Genomic DNA, 20,970 nt, shown 5'->3' with positions numbered 1-20,970 from the left:
CGACTGTTCTCAGCTGGCGGGAATCGGCGGTGCACGCCTTGAGGGCAGACGGTGTCTATTCGACTACATGAACTCTGGAGCCAGCATGGAGCACCCACCCGCAGAGGACCGACCCGTCGCTATCCAGACGGTCGGGTTGACCAAACGCTTCGGGGCCGACGTGCTCGCGGTCGACGACCTCGACCTGACCGTGTACGAGGGGGAAGTGTTCGGGTTCCTCGGCCCGAACGGCGCCGGCAAATCGACGACCATCGACGTGATTATGGACTACGTTCGGCCGACCACCGGCCGTGCTGGGGTCCTCGGGCTCGACGCGCAGGACGACACGGCGGCGATCCACCGTCGCGTCGGCATCCTGCCCGACGACTACGGCCTCTACGAGCGACTCACCGGGCGAAAGCACCTGGAGTACGCGATCGCGCTCAAAGATGCCGACGACGAGCCGGACGCGCTTCTCGAGCGCGTCGGCCTCGACGTCAGGGCGGCCGAGCGGCCCGCCGGCGGCTACTCGACGGGCATGACCCAGCGGCTGGCGCTCGCCATCGCTCTCGTTGGCGACCCCGACCTGCTCATCCTCGACGAGCCGTCGGCCGGACTGGACCCCAACGGCGTCCGGTTGGTCCGCGAAATCGTCCGCGACCACGCCCGCCAGGGGAAGACGGTGTTCTTCTCGAGTCACATCCTCAGTCAGGTCGAAGCGGTCTGTGATCGGGTCGCAATCCTCAACGAGGGCCGCCTCGTCGCCGTCGACTCCATCGACGGGTTACGTGATGCGGTCGGGACGGGCGCGACGGTGTCGCTGACGGTCGACCGGGTTCCCGAGGAGCTGACAGTCGCCGACGTGGACGGCGTCGGTACCGTCACCACGGCCGAGCGTACGGTCCGGGCGACGGTCGTCGATCCGGAAGCGAAACTCGCCGTGATCGACCGCGTCCGCGAGGACGGTGCCGAGATCCTGGACATCGCGATCCAGGAGTCCTCGCTCGAGGACCTGTTCACGGCGTACACCGGTGACACCCCACCGCAGCGCGTCCCGCAGGAGGTGGACCGATGACCTGGCCGACGATCGCACGGAAGGAGTTCGACGATGCGGTGCGCTCACGGATGCTGTGGGGTATCGTCGCCGTCATCGCCGGGATGACGTCGCTGTCGGCCGGGTTCTCGCTCCTCATCCCGGAGATGGAGGGTGACGCCGTCACGGCCGTCGGCGGCGCCTCGCAGTTCGCGGGCCTGCTCGTGCCGATCATGGCGCTCATCGCGGCCTACCTCGCGGTCGCCGGCGAGCGCGAATCGGGGAGCCTGAAGGTGTTGCTCGGACTGCCGCCCTCGCGGGGCGAGGTGCTCGTCGGGAAGTTCCTGGGTCGAAGCGGCGTGGTCGCGATCGGCCTCGTGCTCGGGTTCGCCGTGTCCGGGGTCGTCACCGCGGCGCTGTACGGTGGCCTCCCGCTGGTGGCGTTCGTCGGGACGCTGGCGCTGACCGTGCTTCTGGGCGTCGCGTTCGTCGGAATCGCGGTCGGCATCTCGGCGACGACCGCCACACGGGCCCGGGCGATGACGGCCGCGATAGCGGCGTATCTCGGGTTGACACTCCTCTGGGATCTCGTCCCGACCGGCGTTCACGTGGTGGTAACCGGCTCGATGCCCGGCGGGGCCGTCCCCGGCTGGTTCCTGCTCCTCGAGGGGCTGAGTCCGACGGGGGCGTACAACGCGCTCACCCAGAGCCTGTTGCTGGGCGAGCAGATCGCCGTGGCCGCCAGAATCGGCGAACCGGCCCCGGCGTATCTGCATCCGGCGGTGTTCCTGGCCATCCTGCTGGTGTGGACCGTCGTTCCCCTGCTGGTTGGCTACAGCAGGTTCCGGAGCGCCGACCTGAGCTAGAGGTCACGTACCGGGCGGGGTCGTCGAATCACGCCCACCCCATCCCGACGACGACGAGGTAGGCGAACGTGTTGTTGAGCGCGTGCATCAGAACCGCGCCCGAGAGGTTGTCGAACCGGAGGCGGACGAGCGCCGGCAGGAGCCCCCACACGGAGATGAACAGCGTCCCCGCCACCCCGAAGTTCGGGAGATGGATGATCGCGAACAGCCCCGTCATCAGCGCCACCGCGGCCACGACGCCGACTCCCCGCGACAGCAGGACGCCGAGGACCAGCCCGCGGTACAGGATCTCCTCGGTCAGCGGCGCGAGGACGACGGCACCGACGACGACCATCGCCACGGTCGTCGGTGAACCGAGCGAGTAGGAGAGCCCCTGGAGTTCGTACCCCAGCGCCGCGCTCGCGAGGCTCGTGACCTGGAAGACGCCGAGCCCGACGACGAAGGCGACGACCGCCCACCCGACCTCCCGCACCGAGGGCACGCCGAAGCGGAACACGGCACTGCGCTCGTCGGTCGAGAGGAGGGCGTACAGCGTGCCGACGGTCACGAGATTCGCCGCCCCGTAGACGAGATACGCGATGGGCAGTCCGTACGCCTCCTGCTGGCCGCCGACCGCCGCGAGGCCGATGAACACCGCCGACGTGAGCGGCACCGGCAACACCGCGATAGCGAGCACGAGCCACGACCGGTCGGCCAGCGGGGTGACGGTCGCTTGCATGCGGTCGTCGACGAGCGTTTCTGTGAGTTGCGTGTCCGTTGTTGCCATGGGTTAGCGTTTCTCCGTGGTGTGTCGGTCGAACCGCCGGCGGCCACCACCCCGCCGGCGACTACTGATTCGAGACGGCCGTGGTACGACAGGCCGTCCGTACGGTCCCAGACGACGACTGGGCCGCCGCGAGCGGTGCGCCGACGAGAGGTGCGACGAGACCATCGGATGAGACTACTCCTCGGACTCGGCGCCGGCCTCGCGTCGGGCCAGATAGCAGAACGACTCGAGGAACTCCTCGCGGTCGATTTCGCCGGCGCCCGCCTCGACGAGCATCGCCTCGAGGCCCGCCCGGGGACGGTGACACCGCTCGTCGTCACAGCGCTTACAGAGGTACTCGAAGCGCTTGCCGTCGCGGTCCCAGCGGTCGCCGTGCTTGTCGTACTCGCGGGCCCGAGAGCGCGCCACGGTTGCGCCACAGGCGATGCAGTCGACCTGCGCCCCGCCGTCGGGCGCATCGTGCAAGCGGGTCATGGGCTCACTGATGGACGGCCCCGTCGGCGTCGGGCCCACCGTCGGAGCGCACGGCCCTGCCGTCCGGGGGCTCATCGTCGGCACGAGACTCCGCGAGGCCGCGTCGGACGGCCGACTCGTCGCCCGGCTTGCCGGCGACGATGAGCAACGGCTCGTTGGACGGCCCGTACACGTCCATATCCCTGCCCCGCGAGGAGTACCAGGTGTCGACCACTTCGATGACGCCGACCTCCTGGAGACGGCTCAGGTGGTACTGGGCGTTCTGTAGCGACGTGTCGACAGCGGCCGCGAGGTCGGAGGCAGTCGCCGGCTCCTCGTAGACGCGGTCGACCAGCATCCGGGCGGTCTCGCTCGTGAGTGCCTCGACGACGTCGCCGGCGTCGGCAAGCGACATCGTCTGTGAGGACACCTCCTGGTCGACGTCCTCCCGAACCGGGAAGATGGAGCGCGGTGACGCCATCGTCACACCTCCCCCGCGTGTCGACGCACGCGATGGTCGGTGACGAGGGGGTCGAGCAAGCGGTACATCGTCGTCACTGCGCGGCGCGCAAGCGGGTAGCCCCGACGAACGGCGCGGCCCACCAGGAGGCCGGCCACGACGCCGAACACCGCCGCCGGCGTCGTCGCCACTGCGGCCCACGTTGCGACGCCGGTTGCGAACAATGTCGGAACGACGAGGAGCGCGACCCAGCCGGGGTCGGTCCTGGCGCGGCCCCGCTCGTACGTCGTCGGCACGTAGTGTCTCATCCGTACAGGTACGGCTCTATCCTACTTTCCCACCAACCTGCTCGCTACACGCGTTACCTCCGGGCCGACCGGGGGGCTATAGGTATTGACTCCCCGGGGCCGTCCGGGGTCCGACGGCGGCCGGCAGATGTGGCGTCAGTCGGACGCTGTCTCACCATTTCGCGGGGAAATGTTCAAACCGATGGCCCTGTACCCTGTTTTCATGCCGACCGAGGGGGTGGGGCCCCTGAACATCGTGGTAGCGGCCACAGAGGCGTCCTTCGCCGCCACCGTCGCCGACGGGCTCGAGCGTGCCGACGGCGCAGTCACCGCCGACGCCGTGGAGCCGGACGGAGTGTTAGTTCGACGGGCCCGCGAGGACGCCGACGGCGTCGTCGTGGGCGGAGACCTCGAGGGAACGGCCGTCGACCGGCTCGTCACCGACCTCGACGTTCCGGTGGTCCTACTTGCCGACGCCGAGCAGACGATCACGAGCGCGGTCGAGGCCGGGGTCACGGACGTGTTCCCCCGTACGCCGGCGAGGAGTCAATGTGCCCTCATCGCGGAACGGTTCCGTGCGGTCACGGCCGACGACGCCGGGTCCAGTGAACGAGCGGCTCGTCGTTCGACGGACGACGCGTCGGTGCCCGCCGGGGAGGCGTACCGCGAGGTGGTCGAGAACGTCTCCGACGGGCTGGTCATCCACGACCCGGACACCGGCCGGATCGTCGACGTCAACGAGCAGTTCTGCGAGATGAACGGTTACAGCCGCGAGGAGCTCGTCGGCGAGGACATCGGGCTGGTGACCGCGCCCGGCGACGCGTACAGCGACGAGGCGGCCAGCGAGATGATCGAGCTCGCTCGGGAGAAGGGGCCACAGCGGTTCGACTGGCGCAATCAGCGCAAGGACGGCGAGACGTTCCCGGTCGAGGTGCATCTGACGCTCGTAGATCTCGCGGGAGCCGAGCGCGTGCTCGCGAGCGTCCGTGACGTCACCGAGCGCGAGGAACTGGAGCGGACGTACCAGGACATCTTCGAGAACGTCTCCGACGGGCTGGTCGTCCACGACCCGGACACCGGCGAGATACGCGCCGTGAACCAGCGATACCGCGAGCTGACCGGCTACACGCGGGAGGAACTGGTCGGCGAGAGCATCGAGCGGATCATCTCCGACAGTCCCGAGTACACGACGGAGCAGGCGGTGGCGAACATCGAGCGTGCCCAGGCGGAGGGGCCACAGCTGTTCGAGTTCAAGGGTCAGCGCAAGGACGGCAGTACGTTCCTCGGCGAGGTGCATCTCACGACGGTGGAGCTTCGCGGCACCGAGCGGGTGCTCGCGAGCGTCCGGGATATCACCGACCGCAAGCGCCAGGAGCGGGAACTCCGGAAGAGCGAGCGCCGGCTCAGGCTCATCGCCGACCACCTCGATGAGATCATCTATCTCGCCACGGCCGACTTCTCCGAGATCCTGTACATCAACCCGGCGTACGAGGAGATCTACGGCCGGCCGGTCGCCGAACTGGACGAGAACCCCCAGGCGTTCGTCGACGCTGCCCACCCCGACGACCGCGACCGGTACCGGGCGGACGTCGAGGAGCTGGTCGCGGACGTCGAGGCCGGCGACCCGGCCGACCGCTATGGGGGGGAGTACCGCATCCAGCGCGACGGCGAGACCCGGTGGGTGTCCGTCGGCCGCTTCCCCATCGTGAACGACGACGGCGTGGTCGACCGCATCGTCGGCCGGGTACAGGACATCACCGAGCGGACGCGCCGCGAGCGCGAGTTCGAGCAGATATTCGACGGCGTGCAGGACGCCATCGCGGTCATGGAGCCCGAGACGCTCGACATCGTCGACGCGAACGAGGCGTATCTCGAGATGGTCGGTTACGAGAGCCTCGACGCCATCCAGCAACAGGGCATCGAGGGGCTCAGCGTCACCGAGGAGGGGTACACGGCCGAGGCGGGCGCCGAGATCCACAGACGCGTCGCCGAGACCGGCGAGCCGGAGATGGTTGAGTGGCGCGCCGAGACCAGCGAGGGCACGCGGCGGTGGCTGGAGGTCAAGGTCGCGCCGGCGGTCATCGGCGGCGAGGAGTTGAACGTCGCCATCCACCGCGACATCACCGAGCGCCGGCGTAGCGAACAGCGGTTCCGGACCATCGCCGAGCGGGTCGAGGAAATCATCTATCTCGCCAACACCGACCTCACGGAGGTGACGTACGTCAACTCGGCGTACGCCGACATCTACGGCCGGCCCGTCGAGGAACTCGAGGCGGAGCCGCGAGCGTTCCTCGAGGCGGTCCATCCCGACGACCGCGACGAGTACGAGGCGGACATCGAGGCGATGCTCGCGGACATCGAGGCGGGCGACCCCGACGACCGCTACGAGTTCGAGTTCCGCATCCAGCGGCCGGACGGCGGGGTTCGCTGGCTGGAGGCGACCGGCTACCCCATCCTCGACGGGAGCGCCCAGCCACACCAGTTCGTCGGCGTCGTGACGGACGTCACCGAGCGCCACCGGCGGGAGCGGACCCTCGAGACGTTCCACGAGGCGACGCGCGAACTCACGGCGGCTGACTCCCGCGAGGCGGCCTGCAAGCAGGCCGTCCAGGCCGCCGAGGACGTGCTGGGGTTCCCGCTGGTGTCGGCGTACCTTTACGACGACGGGTCGGGCCAGCTCGCCCCGACCGCCGTGACCGACCGGCTCGCTGACCTCGGCGTCGACCCGCCGCCGTTCGGCCCCGGCGACTCGCTCCCGTGGCAGGTGTTCGTCGACGGCGAGGCGGTCACCAGCTCCGAGCCGTCGACGGAGGTGTACGGGCCGGGGGTGTCGGACCCGGACATCGTCCTCCCGCTGGGCTCACACGGCGTGATGCTGGTCGGCGCTCCCGCGGCGTCGTTCGACGCCGAGGACGTCGAACTCGCCCAGATACTGGCGGCGACGCTGGAGGCGGCGCTGAACCACGTCGCCGGCGAGCGGGCACTCGCCGAACGGGAAGCGGAGCTCCGCCAGCATCAGGAACGGGCCGACCAACTCGAGCAGCTCAACCGGATCATCCGCGACATCGAGCAGGCGACGGTCGAGCAGTCGTCGCGGGCGGGCATCGAGGAAGCCGTCAGCGAGCGGCTCGTCGACGTCGACCTCCACGAACTGGTGTGGATCGCGGAGCCGGCGGTCGGCGAGGCGGGGCTCGTGCTCCGGACCAGCGCCGGCGGTAGCGAGGCGTACGTCGACCTTCTCTCGGGAGTCGTCGGGTCGCCGGGCGACGGCGCCGGTGGCCACCCCGCGATCGCCACGTACCGGACCGGGGAGCCCCGCACCGTCGAGAACGTCGCGACCGACGTCACCGCCGGCGAGTGGCGGACACACGCCCTCCGGCACGGCGTCCAGTCGGTCGTGACGGTGCCCATCCACTACGAGACCACCACCCACGGCGTGCTGGCGGTGGCGTCGGCCGAGCCCGACGCCTTCGACGAGGCGACCCGCGAGGTGCTCGCGGAGCTCGGCCGCTCCATCGGCTACGCCATCACCGTCACCGAGCGCGAGCAGGCCCTCGAGTCCGAGGGGACGACCGAACTGGAGTTCGACGTGTCCGACGAGGGGCTGTTCATGGTGCGGGCGACCACGACCGCGAACTCCCGCATCGACCTCGAGCGCACCATCCGTCGGGCCGGCGGCACTTTCTCGATGTTCTACGCGGTCGAGGGCGCCGCCCCCGAGGCGGTGGCCGACCTCGCCAACGCCGCCCCGAGCGTCGAGACCGCACAGGTCGTCACCGCACCTGACGACGACGCGGGCGGACTCGTCGAGGTGTCGGCGCCGACGTGGTTCGGCTCCGTGTTCACCGACCACGGCGCCGTCGTCCGCGAGGCGACCGCCGAGGGCGGCGAGGGGACGCTCGTGGTCGAGACGCCCCGCGGGAGCGACGTGCGGGCGCTGGTCGAGGGGTTCCAGGAGCGGTACCCCGACACCGACCTCGTCGCCCAGCGTCAGCGCGAGCGGACCATCCGCTCGCTGTTCGAACTCCAGGACGCCCTCGAGGCGGAGCTCACCGACCGCCAGTGGGAGGCGCTGGAGACGGCGTACTCGGCGGGCTACTTCGGGTGGCCCCGCGAGACCAGCGGTCAGGAGGTGGCCGACCTGCTCGGCGTCTCACAGCCCACGTTCAACAAGCACCTGCGCGTCGCCGAGCGGTCGGCGTTCCGGATGCTGCTGGACCGCGAGCATCCCGGGGACGACGAGTAGCCGCCTGCACGTCGCCGCGATCCGTCGCCGGCCGTCCACGACGGTCGCGTCGGGCGGGCGCCCAGCGTTCACTCCTCGAACTGCTCGCCCGCGAAGCCCCTCGAACCCTCACCGAAGGCGGACGCGAGGTGGGCCCCCCGGCGGGCGGGAATCGAGGGGTGGCGCGAGGCCAGTTCCGACTCGACGCCGGCGAGCGGCGCCGCGGGGTCGGTGTCACCGGCCGGGTCGTCGAGCCGGGAGCGTCGACGCGCCGCGTAGTCGGCGATCCGGGCCGCCGGCGGATCGGCGCTGTCGCCGAGTTCGTCGGCCAGGACGGCGGCGTCTTCGATGGCGAGCGTGGCGCCGGCGCCGGTCAGCCGGTGGCGGGCGTGGCCGGCGTCGCCCAGGAGGGCGACCCGGCCGTCGCCCCACGTGGCCGACGGGACGCGGAAGTCGTCGGCCCACCACAGTTCGCCCGCGTCGGCGGCGTCGACGGCCGCGGGCAGGAGCCACTCTATCGCCGGACACAGCTCCGCGAGCGCGTCGGCGTCGGGGGCGCGCTGGTCAGGAACCGTCGTCGGGACGGTGAGCCACGCGGCCACGCCATCGCCCGTCGGGACCGCTCTGAACACGGCGCCGTCCGTCGTCCACACCTCGCCCGCCCCGTCGAGGTCGACATCGTCGGGCAGGGGGAGTGCGATGCTCGTCGTGCCACAGAACACCGGGTCCGGACCGCCGAGTAGCTCCCGGGTCCGCGACCGGGGGCCGTCGGCACCGACCACAGCGTCGAACTGCTCGCGGACGCCGTTCGCGAACTCCACGGCGACGCTACCCCGTCGGGCGTCGAGCGACCTGAGCCGCACCCCCCGGTGGACGCTCCCGTCCGCGACGACGGTGCGCAACGCTCCCAACAGGTCCGCGTACTCTATCGCGAGGAGGCCGACCTCGCGGTCGGCGTCCAGCCGCTCGGCGACGGTGCCGTCGGGTCTGCGTCGCGTCCACGTCGTCACCGCGGCGCCGGCCTCGCGGACCTCGCGCCCGACGCCGAGCCGTGTCAGCAGGCGGACGGCTTCCGGCCGGAGTTCGACCGTGCCGGGGGGGTCGAGGGCGTCCGTCCGCTCGACGACGACGGGGTCGAGTCCGGCCCGCTGGAGGAACGCGGCCAGCGAGAGGCCACCGGCTCCACCGCCGACGACGAGCACCTGGATGTCACCGCCGGTCGCCACGCGTGGTCACCTCCCGGCCGGCCCCGCTGTTCGTACGGCCCTGCATTCCGGGCGTCGGAGGGGGAGTGTATCTCTCCTCAGGCGCCGGGTGAACTCGGCTCTGGAGGATGGAGAACTGGCCTGCGTGGTCTGGGGACCGGCGGCACCGGCGTGCGTCGAGACGACACTCGTTGCACGCCCAGCGTGCTGTCTCATTACGCTCGTCGGTACGCCGCTGTCCCCTTCCACCGTGGCGCCTACGCACGTAGCGCTCGCGACGAGCCCCGGCTATATGTATAGGGAGGTCCCCGAGTATGCCACTCCGACCCCCTGTCCTGCACGTAGCGCTCACAGGAACTCGGACGTGACCGGTCGGAGCGTTCTCGCGGGGTCGTTCCCCGTTCGCGTATCCGGTAGGTCGGACGGACGTCCCCGAGGAGTGGTTCGACGAGCACCCAGCGGAGCGGCGAGAGAGTCCCGAGATCGACCGTTACCCCCTATCGGAGTTCCTCGGCCGTCGTATGTACCGTATCCTCGCTCGGACCGTCAGACCCCCTGTGGTACCATTTATTCTGCATGGCCGAGTTGTGGTTCCCATGGCTCGGCTGGTTTTCGTGACTATTCCGACCGGAAAACGGGAGGCCGTTCTCGATGTTCTCGACGACGAAGGGATAGATTATACGCTTACTGACGAAGCGAGCGGCCGCGAATACACCTCCTCGGTTCATTTCCCTCTTCCGACGAGTGCCGTCGAGCCGGTGTTAGAGAGCCTTCGAGAATCCGGTCTAAACGAAGATGCCATCACGGTGACCGTCGAGACGGAATCGGTTTCCTCTCGTGAGTACGACCAACTCGAAGAGCGATTCACGGAGGATTCTGAAAGCCCCGAACAGATTGCAAAGGAGGAACTCCAAAGTGCTGCCAACGACCTCGTCCCGGCGTCCGTACCGATTTTTGCTGGCATGACTATCGTGAGTGCCATCATCGCGACGGCAGGACTACTGCTGGACTCCGCTGCGGTGGTCGTCGGGTCGATGGTGATCGCGCCGCTCATCGGCCCCGCGATGGCGACGAGCGTCGGCACGGTGTTCCGGGACCGCGAGCTCTTTCGAGACGGCGTCAAGCTACAGATCATCGGAGCGACACTCACGATCGCGAGCGCCGCCCTGTTCGCGGTCCTCATCAGAACCGGGAATCTCGTTCCGCCCGGATTAGACGTCCTGTCCATCTCGCAGATCCGAGAACGGTTCCGTCCGGATATCCTGTCACTCGTGGTCGCGCTCGGATCGGGAGCCGCGGGCGTCATCAGCCTCGCGTCTGGACTGTCATCGGCGCTGGTCGGTGTCATGATCGCCGTGGCACTCGTTCCGCCCGCAGCGACGGTCGGCATCGGTATCGCGTGGGGAAATACGGCACTCGCCGTCGGCTCCGGCGTGTTACTCCTCGTCAACGTTCTGTCGATCAATCTCGCCGCGCTTCTCGTGCTCTGGTATATGGGGTATCGGCCCAGCAAACTGTTCTACATCGAGCAGACCAGAAAGACGTTCCTCAAGCGTGTGGCCGTTCTCCTGATCAGCATTCTGCTCCTCTCCGCATTCCTCGGAACTGTGACGTTCTCCTCGTATCAGACGTCCACTGTCGAACAATCGATCCAGGACGACGTTCGACAGATTCTCGATGAACCGGCCTATTCGGAGTTCACTCTTCTCGAAATTCAGTTCGAGTACTCCGACAGCCTTCTCGCTCAAAGCCCCTCTCGGGTCACGATCTTGATCGGGGCGCCGAGAGGGGAGGCGCCACCGGAGCTCGGTGATCGAATCAACGATCGAATCGATCGAATCGCCGGTCGAAACGTGGCTGTTCAGGTTCGGTATCTCATCATCCAGGAACCCGCGTGACTCCGACCACGGCCCACACTTATCTCGACCGAGGCTAATCGTCGATTAGAAACACGTCATGTGTCGACGCATTCTACTCCCGACCGACGGCAGTAAAGCCTCGTCGACCGCGGCCGAAGCGGCAGTCGCACTCGCCGACCAGTTCGACGCGGAGCTACACGTAATTCACGTTCTCCGCGACCTCACCTCCCCTGAGGCTGATGGTGTCGACCCCCCCGGATACGGCGAGGAAGCGGTTCGAGCGGCTGTCGAATTGGCTGCTTCCGCTGGTGTCGAGGCTACGAGGAGGATCATCACAAACAGAACGTCGATCCATCAAGCGATTCTCACCTACACCGACGACCATGGTATCGACTGTATCGTGATGGGTACCCGGGGTAGGAGTGGGCTCAGCCCCGGCCGGGCTCTCCTCGGGAGCGTCGCGGAACTCACTCTACGCGAGTCCCCTGTCCCGGTGATGACTGTCCACGAGGAGACGATCATCGATCCGGACATCAGTTCGATACTCGTTCCCATCGATGGCAGCGAGTGTGCGACCACTGCCGTTGACCACGCCGCGACGCTGGCGAGGTCGGTCGACGCGAAACTGCACCTCGTCTACGTCGTCGAGGTGGGACAGACGATCGACGGGGGGAGAGCCGAAAGGCTACGAGGCATCCTCGAAGAGATCGGGGAGAAGGCGCTTGATCTCGCCCTCGAGCGGGTCCAATCGTCGACGTACTTACCGACGGAAACCTCGGTGCTGAATGGGCCTCCCTATCTCGAGATTGTCAGATATGCGGAGGAGCACGATGTCGATTGTATCGTCATGGGGACTCACGGTCGAAAGGGAATACGTCGGTTCCTCCTCGGTAGTGTCACCGAACGTGTGATCCGCCGTGCTGATGTACCTGTCATATCGGTGAAATAGTGTGTCACGGCCGTGTTGAATCCCTCGGCCGGTGATGGGTTTCAGCAGTCCCGCTGAATACAGGACGCGTACTCCCCGTGCGTCGAAAAAAGGCAGAGGTCGAGTTTTCATCAGAATCCGCCTTGCGTGATACCAATAAGACACAAGTAGCCATTTAAGATTTAAAAACCCCTTTCTCGATTTGCATCTTCCGTTCTAGTATGAACCGACCAACGAGGCGGGCATTCCTGGGATCCCTCGCAGGTGGAGTGCTCGCCGGTATGGGTGGCTGCCTGCAGATGTTCTCGGGGAACGCAAGCGGTCCCAAATCCGACGACGAAAGCTGGGAGACCGTCTCGCCGAACCCGTTCACCGCGGTCGCCAACTCTCGCTCCCCGGTAGCCACGGTCGGCGGTTCCGGTCGATCAGAATCGTTCGGGCGGATGGTCGATACCACGGGCGATACCGTCTTCGTCGGCGTGCCACAGGCTGCTCCCGATGGCGTCAAAAAAGCCGGACTCGTGGCCGTGTTTGAAACGTTGGAGAATGGATGGGAACAGACAGCGACACTGACTGGTCGGAAGCAGAAACGCGACTATTTCGGGGGACAGATCGCAGCCAGCGGGTCGACGCTGCTGGTCGGCAACCAGTACAACTACTCGGGGACGTCGCGGATCCCCGTGTCGGTGTTCGAGCGGTCGAATAGTGGCGGCTGGGAACGGACGACGGAGCTAACCGAGCGCGTCTACGTCGAATCGATGGCGGTAGACGGTGATACGGCCGTCCTGCGGACTGCAGACACCAACGGCCTCGTCGATGTCTTCGAACGTGAAACCGGGGAGTGGGGACGGCGACAGACGTTATCCGTTGAGAATCGGGACGACGGACGAATCGTCAGATCAGTTGCAACTGATGGCGAGACGATACTGGTCGGAACACCACCGAAGTCAGGGCCGAAGCGTCGACGTTCCAGCTCGGGCGTCGTTCACGTCTTCAGGCGATCGAACGGTACCTGGCGTCATCGGACGACCCTTTCGGGAGCGCCGGGAAGCGACCACTTCGGCTGGTCGGTTGCGGTGGACGATAGAACGGCACTGATCGGCGATTACATCAATGATACAGCGTACGTGTTCGGTCTCACGGACGGTCACTGGTCTCGCGAGCAGATGTACACTGCGACGAATGGTGATTCGTCTCAGTATTTCGGTGACACGGTCGCGATGGACGGCAGTACGTTGCTGGTCGGCGCACCGCACGTCCAGTTCGGCGACTCGGTCGGTGCGGTATACGACCTGGACCAGCCGTCCAGTAAAAACGACCCGCGAGGACTATATTTCACAGCACCCGATACGACCGAGCAGTTCGGCGACGTGATAGCGACCACGAACGGAACAACGGTCGTCGCGGGCAGGCAGTCCGGGGCGGGATTCGTCTACATCTACGAACAGTGACGCCGGTCGTTCTCAGTACGTGAACCATCTGTAGTACCGGCCTCGCGGGCAAAACGAACGGAGAGCAGATCGATTCAATCCCCTCAGCGTCGAGCGCGGGGTTCGTAGGTGGTCGCTGCAGCGCACGAGACTGGTGGCCGGTACCGGTCGGGGACTTCGTGTTGTCACAGGCCCCAGAAGAATGCGATGCCCGCCGTCGTCACGACGGTCAGGATGAGCTGGAGCGGCGCACCGACGCGTGCGAAATCCGTGAACTTGTACCCACCTGGGCCGTAGACCATGAGGTTCGTCTGGTAGCCGACGGGGGTCAGCAGCGGTGTGCTGGCGGCGAAGGTCACGGCCATGACGAACGCGAAGGGGTTGGCGCCGAGCTGACCGGCAACCTCGACCCCGATCGGCAGCAGCAACACGACACTAGCGGAGTTGCTGACCATCTCGGTGATGACCGCAGTTCCCAGGTAGAACAGCCCCAGAACCGCGATCACGGGTAGGAGGACGCTGACGGAAACGACGAGGTCGGCGATGAGGCCAGCCGTGCCCGAGGCCTCGACAGCGATGCCGAGCGGGATGACACCCGCCACCATGAAGATCACGTCCCAGTCGACGGCCTCGTATGCCTCCTCGGGTGTGAGGATGCCGGTGAAGAACATCGCCGCGACGCCGGTCAGTGCACTCATCATGAGCCCGAGGACGTCGAGTGCCGCGAGTCCGAGAGCACCGGCGAGGATTCCCAGTGCGATGGGGATCTTCGACCGGTCGAACTCCTCCCATCCGTCCTCGCCCGCGATGGCGACGTTCGTGTCCCTCGCGATGCGATCGAGCACTTGGTCGGGCGCCTGGACGAGGATGACGTCGCCGGCCTGTAACCGGACCTCGCGGAGGCGCTGGCGAATCACCTCGTCGCCGCGGCGGATCGCCAGCACTGTCACGTCGTAGTCGCGCTCGAAATCTGCAACACCGCTGCGCCGACTCGACCAGGGGCCGGGCAGTAGCACGACCTCGGTGAGCTCGATCTCCTCGTCGGGGGCCTCCTCGGCCGTCTCGTCGTCGTCTTCCCCCGTGTCGTCGCTCGTGTCGTCGCTTGCCGCCTCGTCCTCGACGAGCGAGCCGCTCTCCTCCGCGTCGAGCGACTCCCAGCCGTGACGCCGTGGCGAGAAGCCGGGCGGGAGAGGCGCATCCTCCTCGGTGGCCGCCTCCATGACCTCCGGCAACAGCTGCAGGTGGTCTTGCTCGATGACCTCCTGGAGGGTTTCCTGGTCGGCCCTGACGGAGAGGACGTCGCCAGCCTCAATCCGCTCCGTTCCGAGGCCGCGGGCGAGCGTCCGGTTGCCACGGACGATCTGAAACACGTCGAGATCGAGGTCCCGCTCGCTCAGATCGCCGACCCGGGAACCGACGAGCGGCGAGTCCTCCATGACGACGACGTCGGTGAGATAGTCGGTCATGCCGAACGCGTCGGTGGGCGATTCGGCCGGCTCGATCCGTGCTGGCGTGAGGTATCGACCGACGGTGAGCAGGTACACGATTCCCACGAGCAGGACGATAGCACCCAGGTGCGTGAACTCGAGCAGCGCGAACGGCTGGGCGTCGGGACCGCCCACCTGGACCCAGACCTCGCTCGCCAGGAGGTTCGTTATCGTCCCGACGACCGTGAGCATGCCGCCGAGCATCGAGGCGAACGACAGCGGTATCAGGAGCTTCGAGGGCGACGTCTTCGTTTGCCGGGCGAGGTTCATTATCGCGGGAATCAACACCGCGACGACCGAGACGTTGCTGACGACCCCGCCCGGCGGCCCGGAGAGCGTGACCGTGGCGAGCAACTGCCGGAACTCGTTGTCCCCGGCGAACGCGACCAGCTTCCGCGTGAGAATCTGGATAACGCCGGTCTGGCGGACGCCTTCGCTCAGGACGAACATCGCCAGCACGGTGAGCGTCGCGGGGTTCGAGAATCCCGACACTCCCTGCTCCGGCGACACGCCGGTCCACTCGCCGAGCAGAACGAGTGCGACCACGAGACCGACCGCGGTGGCGTCGATCGGAACCGGCTGGGTGACGAAGAGAACGAAGACGATGGCGATGATCGTCAGTACGACGACCACGTCGAGCGAGACCGGAAGTTGCACAGGAAGTAGCTGTAGCGGCCATCCGGCGCTCGATGAGACGGCGGAGGAGACGGCACTCATTTATTCGGTTCGCGAAGAGTTGCTTGGATTGTCACATAGAATTTGGGTTCTCACCCGTGCTGGCGAACGAGAACCCAGCGATGCGTCCACGGCTCGAACCACCGCATTCTCTGGATGCGGTGAACGAGCGGTCTGTGCACGATATCGAGGAGGGCATGCCCACAGGATTATGACGGCTGATTACATAGTCGGACGGATGGCAGATACGAAAAAGGGCCGGGAAAAGCAAGCGGACAACGAAGAGCAACGCCAGCGAGAGCGGGAAATGAAGGAAGCGCGCACCCGTGCCGATGAAGACGAACCACCTGACGAGATGGACGACGTGACCGACGACACGCGAGGCGATACTGACGACGGACCGGACGCGTCCCGTCCGTGTCACCGGCGCGGATGCGACAGGCCAGCGGCGTTCGAAGTCCTCGAACGGTACCAGGAGGACACAGGTCATGGCGCGGTCGAAGCAAGGGCCGCGCTGTGTCAAGAACACGCCGACGAGGAGACCCCGACGAATCTGGACCGTGCCTACGACGACTACGTGTTTCGGGTCACGCCACTCGCATCGGCGAGCGAGACTGACGCAGCTTGACTCCCTCCTCCGGATTTACCCGGAGGAATCCCGGACGTTGGGATATTCGGGTTTGCAGGCTCCCTGCTCTCTCGGTGTGAACCGTCCCTCCACGCTGGTCTCCGGTCACCCTGTACGTTGGTTCACTACCGCTCGCAGGATTGCGAGTCGGTCTCGGTCCAGGCGCGGACCGCGACGCCGATGATCCCGACCGTGATCGCCGACACGAGGATTCGAACGAGTCCGCCACCGAGAGCGGCCGTCGTCCCGCCGGCGGCTGCACCGCCGACCACACCGGCTGCTGCCGGGGCGAAGAGACAACAGAGGCTCAGTGCGCCTCCGAGTCCGAGAAGCGACCATCGGCGACTCGACTCCGTCTCGTCTGTCGTGTCAGGTGTCGTGTCCGTCATCGTGGCGTGTTCATCGGTGGGCGTGGTGCTGTGAATCGACCTCGCAGGTCTCACAGGGGCGCTTCCAGCGGGCGTACAGAAGCCCGCCGAACAGCACGACGCTCACGGCGCCGAGCAGGGGCCGGACGGGGTCGAGATACGTCATCAGCGCCGAACTGCTGAACAGAGCGAGCAGGAGCGCGTTGCAGATGGGACAGCCGAACGCCAGAACCCCGAGTGCGGCGCCCGCCGTGGCGGTCGCATCGTCGCCGCGGTGTGTGGCCGTTCGCTGGAGCGTGTAGGCGCCGAGGAACGCGGCCGTCAGGCCGAGAAACAGGTAGTCCAGCGGCGTCCGCGGAACCATCCGGACGTAGATCGGATTGGGAATCAGCCCCGTGACGACGCCGAAGAGGGCGAACGAGCCCGCGGTGACGAGTGCCGCCCTGCGATGGTGGTTCGATGGTGAGTACATTCGTCTCCGTGCGCCGGTTGTGGAAGCCTAACGCAATCCTGTCTCGGAACGTCCGGGCAAAAGGTCTTCTGGTGTCACCGGTCGGTACGGTCGTCTCCGTGGTCGCATCGGGGCCGGACGAGCGGCACCCAGTCAGCGCTTCGGTCGACCAGGTTCTATCGACGACCTCCGTTCCCGGTGCCGCCCGTGAGCATGTGGCGACGCTCGCTCCGGTGGGGCCGGAGCGGAATCCGGATACTCACCGCCGACAGATTCCGGTGCTTGCCCGCCGGGGCGCGACCGTGGCCGGTACCTCCCCAGCACACCTACCGCGCCGGGGTTGCGCCTCTTCCGTCGTGTGATGAGGGCCCGTGGACACGACAACCAACGGCTGGGAACTCGGGTTGCAGGAGGTGCTAACGCGCTCGCATAGTATTGTGGGATATTGGAAGGATTAAGCAAGACTTTAATCAGCCAGGCCCACTACGACCGGGTGTGATCGCTCACGAGACACCGGTCGTGGTTGGTCGGCCCGCCGCGTCGAGTACCGCCTCCCGTCGGCCTCGCTGAGCCGATGCCGGACCCACTGACGCTACTTTTGGTCGCGCTCGCGGCGCTCGTGAGTCTGTTCATGGCGTGGGTCATCGGCGCCGGCTCGGCCGGTGCGACCCCGTTCGCGCCTGCGGTCGGCGCGAACGCCATCTCCGTGTTGCGGGCCGCGTTCGTCGTCGGCCTCCTCGCGTTCCTCGGGGCGGCCGTGCAGGGCGCGAGCATCTCGGCGGCGGTCGGGCGCGGCCTCGTCCACGGCGTGACGCTCTCGCCGATGGCCGCCGTCGTCGTGCTCCTGCTCGCGGGCGGGCTGATGGCGGTCGGTATCGCGACGGGCATCCCGATTGCGACCGCGTTCACCGTCACCGGGGCGGTCATCGGCATCGGGCTCGCGCTCGGCGGCACGCCCGCGTGGGCGAAATACCAGCAGGTGGGTGCGGTCTGGCTGCTCACGCCCGTCGTCGGCGGTGGCGTGGCCTACGGACTCGCCCGAATCCTCTCCCGCGAGTGGATGCCCGAACGATTGAGCATTCCCCTGCTTGCCGGATTGGTCGGCGGCGTCGTCGCCAACGTCGAGCTCACGCTGTTCGCACCGCCCGGTGAGAGCGGCTCGCTCGCGACGCTCGTGGGGAGCTGGCTCGCCACGGCCGTTCCCACTTTCGGCCTGGAGCGGCTGCTCGTGACGGCGCTGGCGGTCGTCGCAGCGACGCTAGTAGTCGGGCTCGACGTGCGTCGCGACGAGACCGGGGCGATGAATCGGTTCCTGCTCGCGCTCGGGTCGCTCGTCGCCTTCTCCGCCGGCGGTTCACAGGTCGGGCTCGCCGTCGGCCCTCTGCTGCCGCTGTTCGACGCGGTGGCCGTCCCGCTCACCGCCGTGCTCGTCGGTGGCGGTGTCGGTATCCTCATCGGCGCGTGGACGGGCGCCCCCCGGATGATCAAGTCGCTGTCGCAGGACTACTCGTCGCTGGGGCCGCGCCGCGCCATCTCGGCGCTCATCCCCTCGTTTCTGATTGCACAGGTAGCGGTGCTACTCGGCGTGCCGGTGTCGTTCAACGAAATCGTCGTCTCCGCCATCGTGGGCAGCGGAATGGCCATCACCGGCGGCGCCGGCGTCAGTCGGCGGAAGCTTCTCCGAACCGTCGGTGCCTGGATCGGCTCGTTCGTACTCGCGTTCGGCATCGGGTTCGGTCTCTACTCCGGGCTCGAGGCTCTGTGAGCGGTGCTACTGTCGAGGAGGGTCGCGGATCGTGTGTTGTGGCGGTAGGGAAGCGAAACCCCCCGTTCACGGGTTGGGAGTTCCGTCGCCCTCCTCTGAACGCATCAGCACTCGACCCCGGCGTCGCCGAAGCGATGCGGCGAGTGAGCATCCCGTTCGTGGACGTGTACGACAGCCATCCCCTCAGACTGGAGTTCCGATTCTTCCGGCTCACACCCGACGAGGTCACTGGCCAACAAGAAGCCGGGACTGGATAGAGAAGCCGGGACTGGATAGTAGACGTTCGAAGCGAGCGGGGCATATCCTCTTAATTACCCTCGTCACGTAGTCACTCGCTGTATGCCAGAGGAAGTTCTCTTCAAGTCGGAGCAGCGGATGAGCCGAGAACAGATCGCATCGTACCTCCAGACAGTCGTGGATAAACTCAACGCCGGTGACGCAGTCACACTTCAGGCAGGCGGTGACTCCGTAACGCTCGACCCCCCGTCTCAGCCCACGTTCGAGGTGAAAGCCGAACGCGAAGGCCCGACAAACGGGCCGAAAGAGCTGAGCATCGAATTCGAACTCGAATGGCCGGAAGATGGCGACGACGGTGGCGAACTCGGAATTGAATAGCTCCCCACCGCGGTTTTTGTGGGAGTTGCTGTAGGGGTCCACAGCCGGAACATCTACGTTCTCATCGTTCAGATCGGCGGTGAGACGTCCGGCTCGGGTGCTATCGGGCTTTTGTTCGTCGGGATCGCTCTTGGCGTGGCGGCCTACGGTGCTGTGGTCTTGCGGATACTCGTCGAGTATTACTACTACGGCACGGGTTCCGCCGTGTCGAGACCGATCGACAACGGTGGGAACGTGGCCGAATAGCCCGCCGCTCGTAGCGAGCCCGTCATCTCTCGGGGCTCGTTCGGAGTGCGTCGGCGAACTCCGACGGATCGAGTGGTTCCTCGAGACTGAGGCGGTTCGGCGGGCGGCCACGGCCGGCATCTGAGACGGGCTCCCGGCTGATGAGGCCCGCCGCTTCGAGGTCGGCGGCAGCATGCGAGATGGGACCGGTGGTGACGAGCGGGTACGTCTCGATCAGGTCGCCGAGCTGTTTCTGCTGGTGGTCGTGGTCGTCGGCGACGACGGCGGTATCGACGCTGTCGTCGTCGACTCTAAATTCTCGCTACGATGTGGCAATCTTGTCTTATCGCGATTGCCAGCACGGTACCACGATAATAACTTTGCGCGTGATTCGCGTGTGTTGGTTTCTATGTCAGAGCGTAGTGGGTTCCTCGGCTCCGATTCCGCGCTGAAGCTTGATCGAAGAGACGTTCTGCGTTCTGCCGGTAGTGGTGCATTCGCGACGGGGCCGGTGCTCTCTCTTGCGATGACAGGCAACGGTGCTCCCGGTCAATCCGAAGCAGAGTCCCTCGACCACATCGAGCGACGCGCACCACACCGGACTCGAACATTGATGATAACTGGTAACAGGCCTACGGAGTACACGCTCGCGGTCGACGGTTCTCTCGAACCGGACCGATTCGGCGGCGACTTCATGAGCGATGAAGATGACACCCCGACCGTGACGGACGAGGGGCTGTTGACCACGTCGGATGATACCGGGCCTAACCTGGAAAACGCCTCGCCGACCGCGTTCCTCGGTGACCGATTCCTGTTCAGCGGCAGCGTCGAGCAACTCGACATCGACAGTGACGGGGCGGTGAATCTCTACCTCGACGAGCAGAACGTCTCACGACGCCGACTCTTGGGGTTCCGCGGGTTCGATGGCTGCACGCATACACTGATGATCACCGGCAACCGGCCCACGGAGTACACCCTTGCGGTCGACGGCACTCTCCAACCGGATCGGTTCGGTGGCGACTTCGTCGGTGATGATGGTGACGTCCCGTCCGAGACGAGCGGTGGACTGTTGACCACGTCAGATGACACGGGGCCCAAACTACAGAACGCCACGCCGACTGCGTTCCTCGGTGACCGGTTCCGCTTCACCGGCAGCGTCGAGCAACTCGATATCGACAGTGACGGGGCGGTGAACGTGTATCTTGACGAGCAGCGCGTCCCCATCGAGCAGGTGTTTCGCCGAACCTGAACAGCACCGACAGCGC

General features: G+C 66.6%; 18 protein-coding genes. 10 read left to right on the top strand and 8 right to left on the bottom strand.

Annotated elements, in window-relative coordinates:
* Positions 1 to 85 precede the first annotated feature (85 nt).
* Complete coding sequence (locus tag NL112_RS17790) at positions 86 to 1,054, top strand: ABC transporter ATP-binding protein (RefSeq protein ID WP_255150188.1); 969 nt, start codon at positions 86 to 88, stop codon at positions 1,052 to 1,054.
* On the top strand, positions 1,051 to 1,878 hold the full coding sequence (locus tag NL112_RS17785) for an ABC transporter permease subunit (protein ID WP_255150187.1): 828 nt from the start codon (positions 1,051 to 1,053) through the stop codon (positions 1,876 to 1,878). Before NL112_RS17790 ends, NL112_RS17785 begins: the two co-directional genes overlap by 4 nt.
* A 28-nt stretch (positions 1,879 to 1,906) precedes the next feature.
* Here NL112_RS17785 and NL112_RS17780 read toward each other — a convergent pair whose 3' ends face one another.
* The 4 genes from NL112_RS17780 to NL112_RS17765 all read right to left on the bottom strand — a co-directional run bounded on the left by NL112_RS17780 (position 1,907) and on the right by NL112_RS17765 (position 3,865).
* A complete protein-coding gene (locus NL112_RS17780) occupies positions 1,907 to 2,644 on the bottom strand; it encodes a CPBP family intramembrane glutamic endopeptidase (protein ID WP_255150186.1) in 738 nt (245 codons plus the stop codon).
* A 174-nt stretch (positions 2,645 to 2,818) separates the two neighbouring features.
* Entirely contained in the window at positions 2,819 to 3,118 is a 300-nt protein-coding gene (locus tag NL112_RS17775; RefSeq protein WP_255150185.1) for a DUF7562 family protein, read from the bottom strand.
* A gap of 4 nt (positions 3,119 to 3,122) precedes the next feature.
* Entirely contained in the window at positions 3,123 to 3,578 is a 456-nt protein-coding gene (locus NL112_RS17770) for an ArsR/SmtB family transcription factor (RefSeq protein WP_255150184.1), read from the bottom strand.
* A 2-nt stretch (positions 3,579 to 3,580) separates the two neighbouring features.
* Complete coding sequence (locus NL112_RS17765; RefSeq protein ID WP_255150183.1) at positions 3,581 to 3,865, bottom strand: hypothetical protein; 285 nt, start codon at positions 3,863 to 3,865, stop codon at positions 3,581 to 3,583.
* 202 nt (positions 3,866 to 4,067) lie between these two features.
* On the opposite strand from NL112_RS17765, the gene NL112_RS17760 reads away from it, so the two are divergent.
* Positions 4,068 to 8,090 carry a PAS domain S-box protein gene (locus NL112_RS17760; protein ID WP_255150182.1) on the top strand — a complete coding sequence of 1,341 codons (4,023 nt, stop codon included), beginning with the start codon at positions 4,068 to 4,070 and terminating at the stop codon, positions 8,088 to 8,090.
* A 68-nt stretch (positions 8,091 to 8,158) separates the two neighbouring features.
* Here the strand turns inward: NL112_RS17760 and NL112_RS17755 are convergent, their stop codons facing one another.
* Positions 8,159 to 9,295: an FAD-dependent oxidoreductase gene (locus NL112_RS17755; protein ID WP_255150181.1), complete on the bottom strand. Its 1,137-nt coding sequence runs from the start codon at positions 9,293 to 9,295 to the stop codon at positions 8,159 to 8,161.
* A gap of 575 nt (positions 9,296 to 9,870) precedes the next feature.
* Here NL112_RS17755 and NL112_RS17750 point away from each other — a divergent pair.
* The 3 genes from NL112_RS17750 (at position 9,871) to NL112_RS17740 (ending at position 13,512) form a co-directional block, all read left to right on the top strand.
* Positions 9,871 to 11,172 carry a TIGR00341 family protein gene (locus NL112_RS17750; protein WP_255150180.1) on the top strand — a complete coding sequence of 434 codons (1,302 nt, stop codon included), beginning with the start codon at positions 9,871 to 9,873 and terminating at the stop codon, positions 11,170 to 11,172.
* Between the two features lie 58 nt (positions 11,173 to 11,230).
* Complete coding sequence (locus NL112_RS17745; RefSeq protein ID WP_255150179.1) at positions 11,231 to 12,082, top strand: universal stress protein; 852 nt, start codon at positions 11,231 to 11,233, stop codon at positions 12,080 to 12,082.
* 200 nt (positions 12,083 to 12,282) lie between these two features.
* Positions 12,283 to 13,512, top strand: a complete 1,230-nt coding sequence (locus NL112_RS17740; RefSeq protein ID WP_255150178.1) for an FG-GAP repeat protein — start codon at positions 12,283 to 12,285, stop codon at positions 13,510 to 13,512.
* A 164-nt stretch (positions 13,513 to 13,676) separates the two neighbouring features.
* On the opposite strand, the gene NL112_RS17735 is transcribed toward NL112_RS17740, so the two are convergent.
* Positions 13,677 to 15,695: an SLC13 family permease gene (locus NL112_RS17735; protein ID WP_255150177.1), complete on the bottom strand. Its 2,019-nt coding sequence runs from the start codon at positions 15,693 to 15,695 to the stop codon at positions 13,677 to 13,679.
* Positions 15,696 to 15,891: 196 nt separating this feature from the next.
* On the opposite strand from NL112_RS17735, the gene NL112_RS17730 reads away from it, so the two are divergent.
* Positions 15,892 to 16,281 carry a hypothetical protein gene (locus NL112_RS17730; RefSeq protein WP_255150176.1) on the top strand — a complete coding sequence of 130 codons (390 nt, stop codon included), beginning with the start codon at positions 15,892 to 15,894 and terminating at the stop codon, positions 16,279 to 16,281.
* Positions 16,282 to 16,406: 125 nt separating this feature from the next.
* Here NL112_RS17730 and NL112_RS17725 read toward each other — a convergent pair whose 3' ends face one another.
* Positions 16,407 to 16,670 (bottom strand): hypothetical protein, encoded by a 264-nt coding sequence (locus NL112_RS17725; protein WP_255150175.1) that lies wholly within the window; start codon positions 16,668 to 16,670, stop codon positions 16,407 to 16,409.
* 10 nt (positions 16,671 to 16,680) lie between these two features.
* Positions 16,681 to 17,121 carry a hypothetical protein gene (locus NL112_RS17720; RefSeq protein WP_255150174.1) on the bottom strand — a complete coding sequence of 147 codons (441 nt, stop codon included), beginning with the start codon at positions 17,119 to 17,121 and terminating at the stop codon, positions 16,681 to 16,683.
* 553 nt (positions 17,122 to 17,674) lie between these two features.
* Between NL112_RS17720 and NL112_RS17715 the strand changes: the two genes are divergently transcribed.
* The 3 genes from NL112_RS17715 to NL112_RS17705 all read left to right on the top strand — a co-directional run bounded on the left by NL112_RS17715 (position 17,675) and on the right by NL112_RS17705 (position 20,954).
* Positions 17,675 to 18,865: an inorganic phosphate transporter gene (locus tag NL112_RS17715; protein WP_255150173.1), complete on the top strand. Its 1,191-nt coding sequence runs from the start codon at positions 17,675 to 17,677 to the stop codon at positions 18,863 to 18,865.
* Between the two features lie 339 nt (positions 18,866 to 19,204).
* Positions 19,205 to 19,480 carry an amphi-Trp domain-containing protein gene (locus NL112_RS17710; protein ID WP_255150172.1) on the top strand — a complete coding sequence of 92 codons (276 nt, stop codon included), beginning with the start codon at positions 19,205 to 19,207 and terminating at the stop codon, positions 19,478 to 19,480.
* Positions 19,481 to 19,898: 418 nt separating this feature from the next.
* Positions 19,899 to 20,954 carry a hypothetical protein gene (locus tag NL112_RS17705; protein ID WP_255150171.1) on the top strand — a complete coding sequence of 352 codons (1,056 nt, stop codon included), beginning with the start codon at positions 19,899 to 19,901 and terminating at the stop codon, positions 20,952 to 20,954.
* Positions 20,955 to 20,970: the final 16 nt, after the last annotated feature.

This window comes from Halorarius halobius (genome assembly GCF_024298865.1).
Lineage (GTDB): Archaea > Halobacteriota > Halobacteria > Halobacteriales > Haloarculaceae > Halorarius > Halorarius halobius.
This window is presented reverse-complemented; position numbering and strand designations above follow the sequence as displayed.

Coding starts and splice junctions, on each gene's coding strand:
- NL112_RS17790 (WP_255150188.1), top strand. CDS start 86: ATGGAGCACCCACCCGCAGAGGACCGACCCGTCGCTATCCAGACGGTC.
- NL112_RS17785 (WP_255150187.1), top strand. CDS start 1,051: ATGACCTGGCCGACGATCGCACGGAAGGAGTTCGACGATGCGGTGCGC.
- NL112_RS17780 (WP_255150186.1), bottom strand. CDS start 2,644: ATGGCAACAACGGACACGCAACTCACAGAAACGCTCGTCGACGACCGC.
- NL112_RS17775 (WP_255150185.1), bottom strand. CDS start 3,118: ATGACCCGCTTGCACGATGCGCCCGACGGCGGGGCGCAGGTCGACTGC.
- NL112_RS17770 (WP_255150184.1), bottom strand. CDS start 3,578: ATGGCGTCACCGCGCTCCATCTTCCCGGTTCGGGAGGACGTCGACCAG.
- NL112_RS17765 (WP_255150183.1), bottom strand. CDS start 3,865: ATGAGACACTACGTGCCGACGACGTACGAGCGGGGCCGCGCCAGGACC.
- NL112_RS17760 (WP_255150182.1), top strand. CDS start 4,068: ATGCCGACCGAGGGGGTGGGGCCCCTGAACATCGTGGTAGCGGCCACA.
- NL112_RS17750 (WP_255150180.1), top strand. CDS start 9,871: ATGGCTCGGCTGGTTTTCGTGACTATTCCGACCGGAAAACGGGAGGCC.
- NL112_RS17745 (WP_255150179.1), top strand. CDS start 11,231: ATGTGTCGACGCATTCTACTCCCGACCGACGGCAGTAAAGCCTCGTCG.
- NL112_RS17740 (WP_255150178.1), top strand. CDS start 12,283: ATGAACCGACCAACGAGGCGGGCATTCCTGGGATCCCTCGCAGGTGGA.
- NL112_RS17735 (WP_255150177.1), bottom strand. CDS start 15,695: ATGAGTGCCGTCTCCTCCGCCGTCTCATCGAGCGCCGGATGGCCGCTA.
- NL112_RS17730 (WP_255150176.1), top strand. CDS start 15,892: ATGGCAGATACGAAAAAGGGCCGGGAAAAGCAAGCGGACAACGAAGAG.
- NL112_RS17725 (WP_255150175.1), bottom strand. CDS start 16,670: ATGACGGACACGACACCTGACACGACAGACGAGACGGAGTCGAGTCGC.
- NL112_RS17720 (WP_255150174.1), bottom strand. CDS start 17,121: ATGTACTCACCATCGAACCACCATCGCAGGGCGGCACTCGTCACCGCG.
- NL112_RS17715 (WP_255150173.1), top strand. CDS start 17,675: ATGCCGGACCCACTGACGCTACTTTTGGTCGCGCTCGCGGCGCTCGTG.
- NL112_RS17710 (WP_255150172.1), top strand. CDS start 19,205: ATGCCAGAGGAAGTTCTCTTCAAGTCGGAGCAGCGGATGAGCCGAGAA.
- NL112_RS17705 (WP_255150171.1), top strand. CDS start 19,899: ATGCGAGATGGGACCGGTGGTGACGAGCGGGTACGTCTCGATCAGGTC.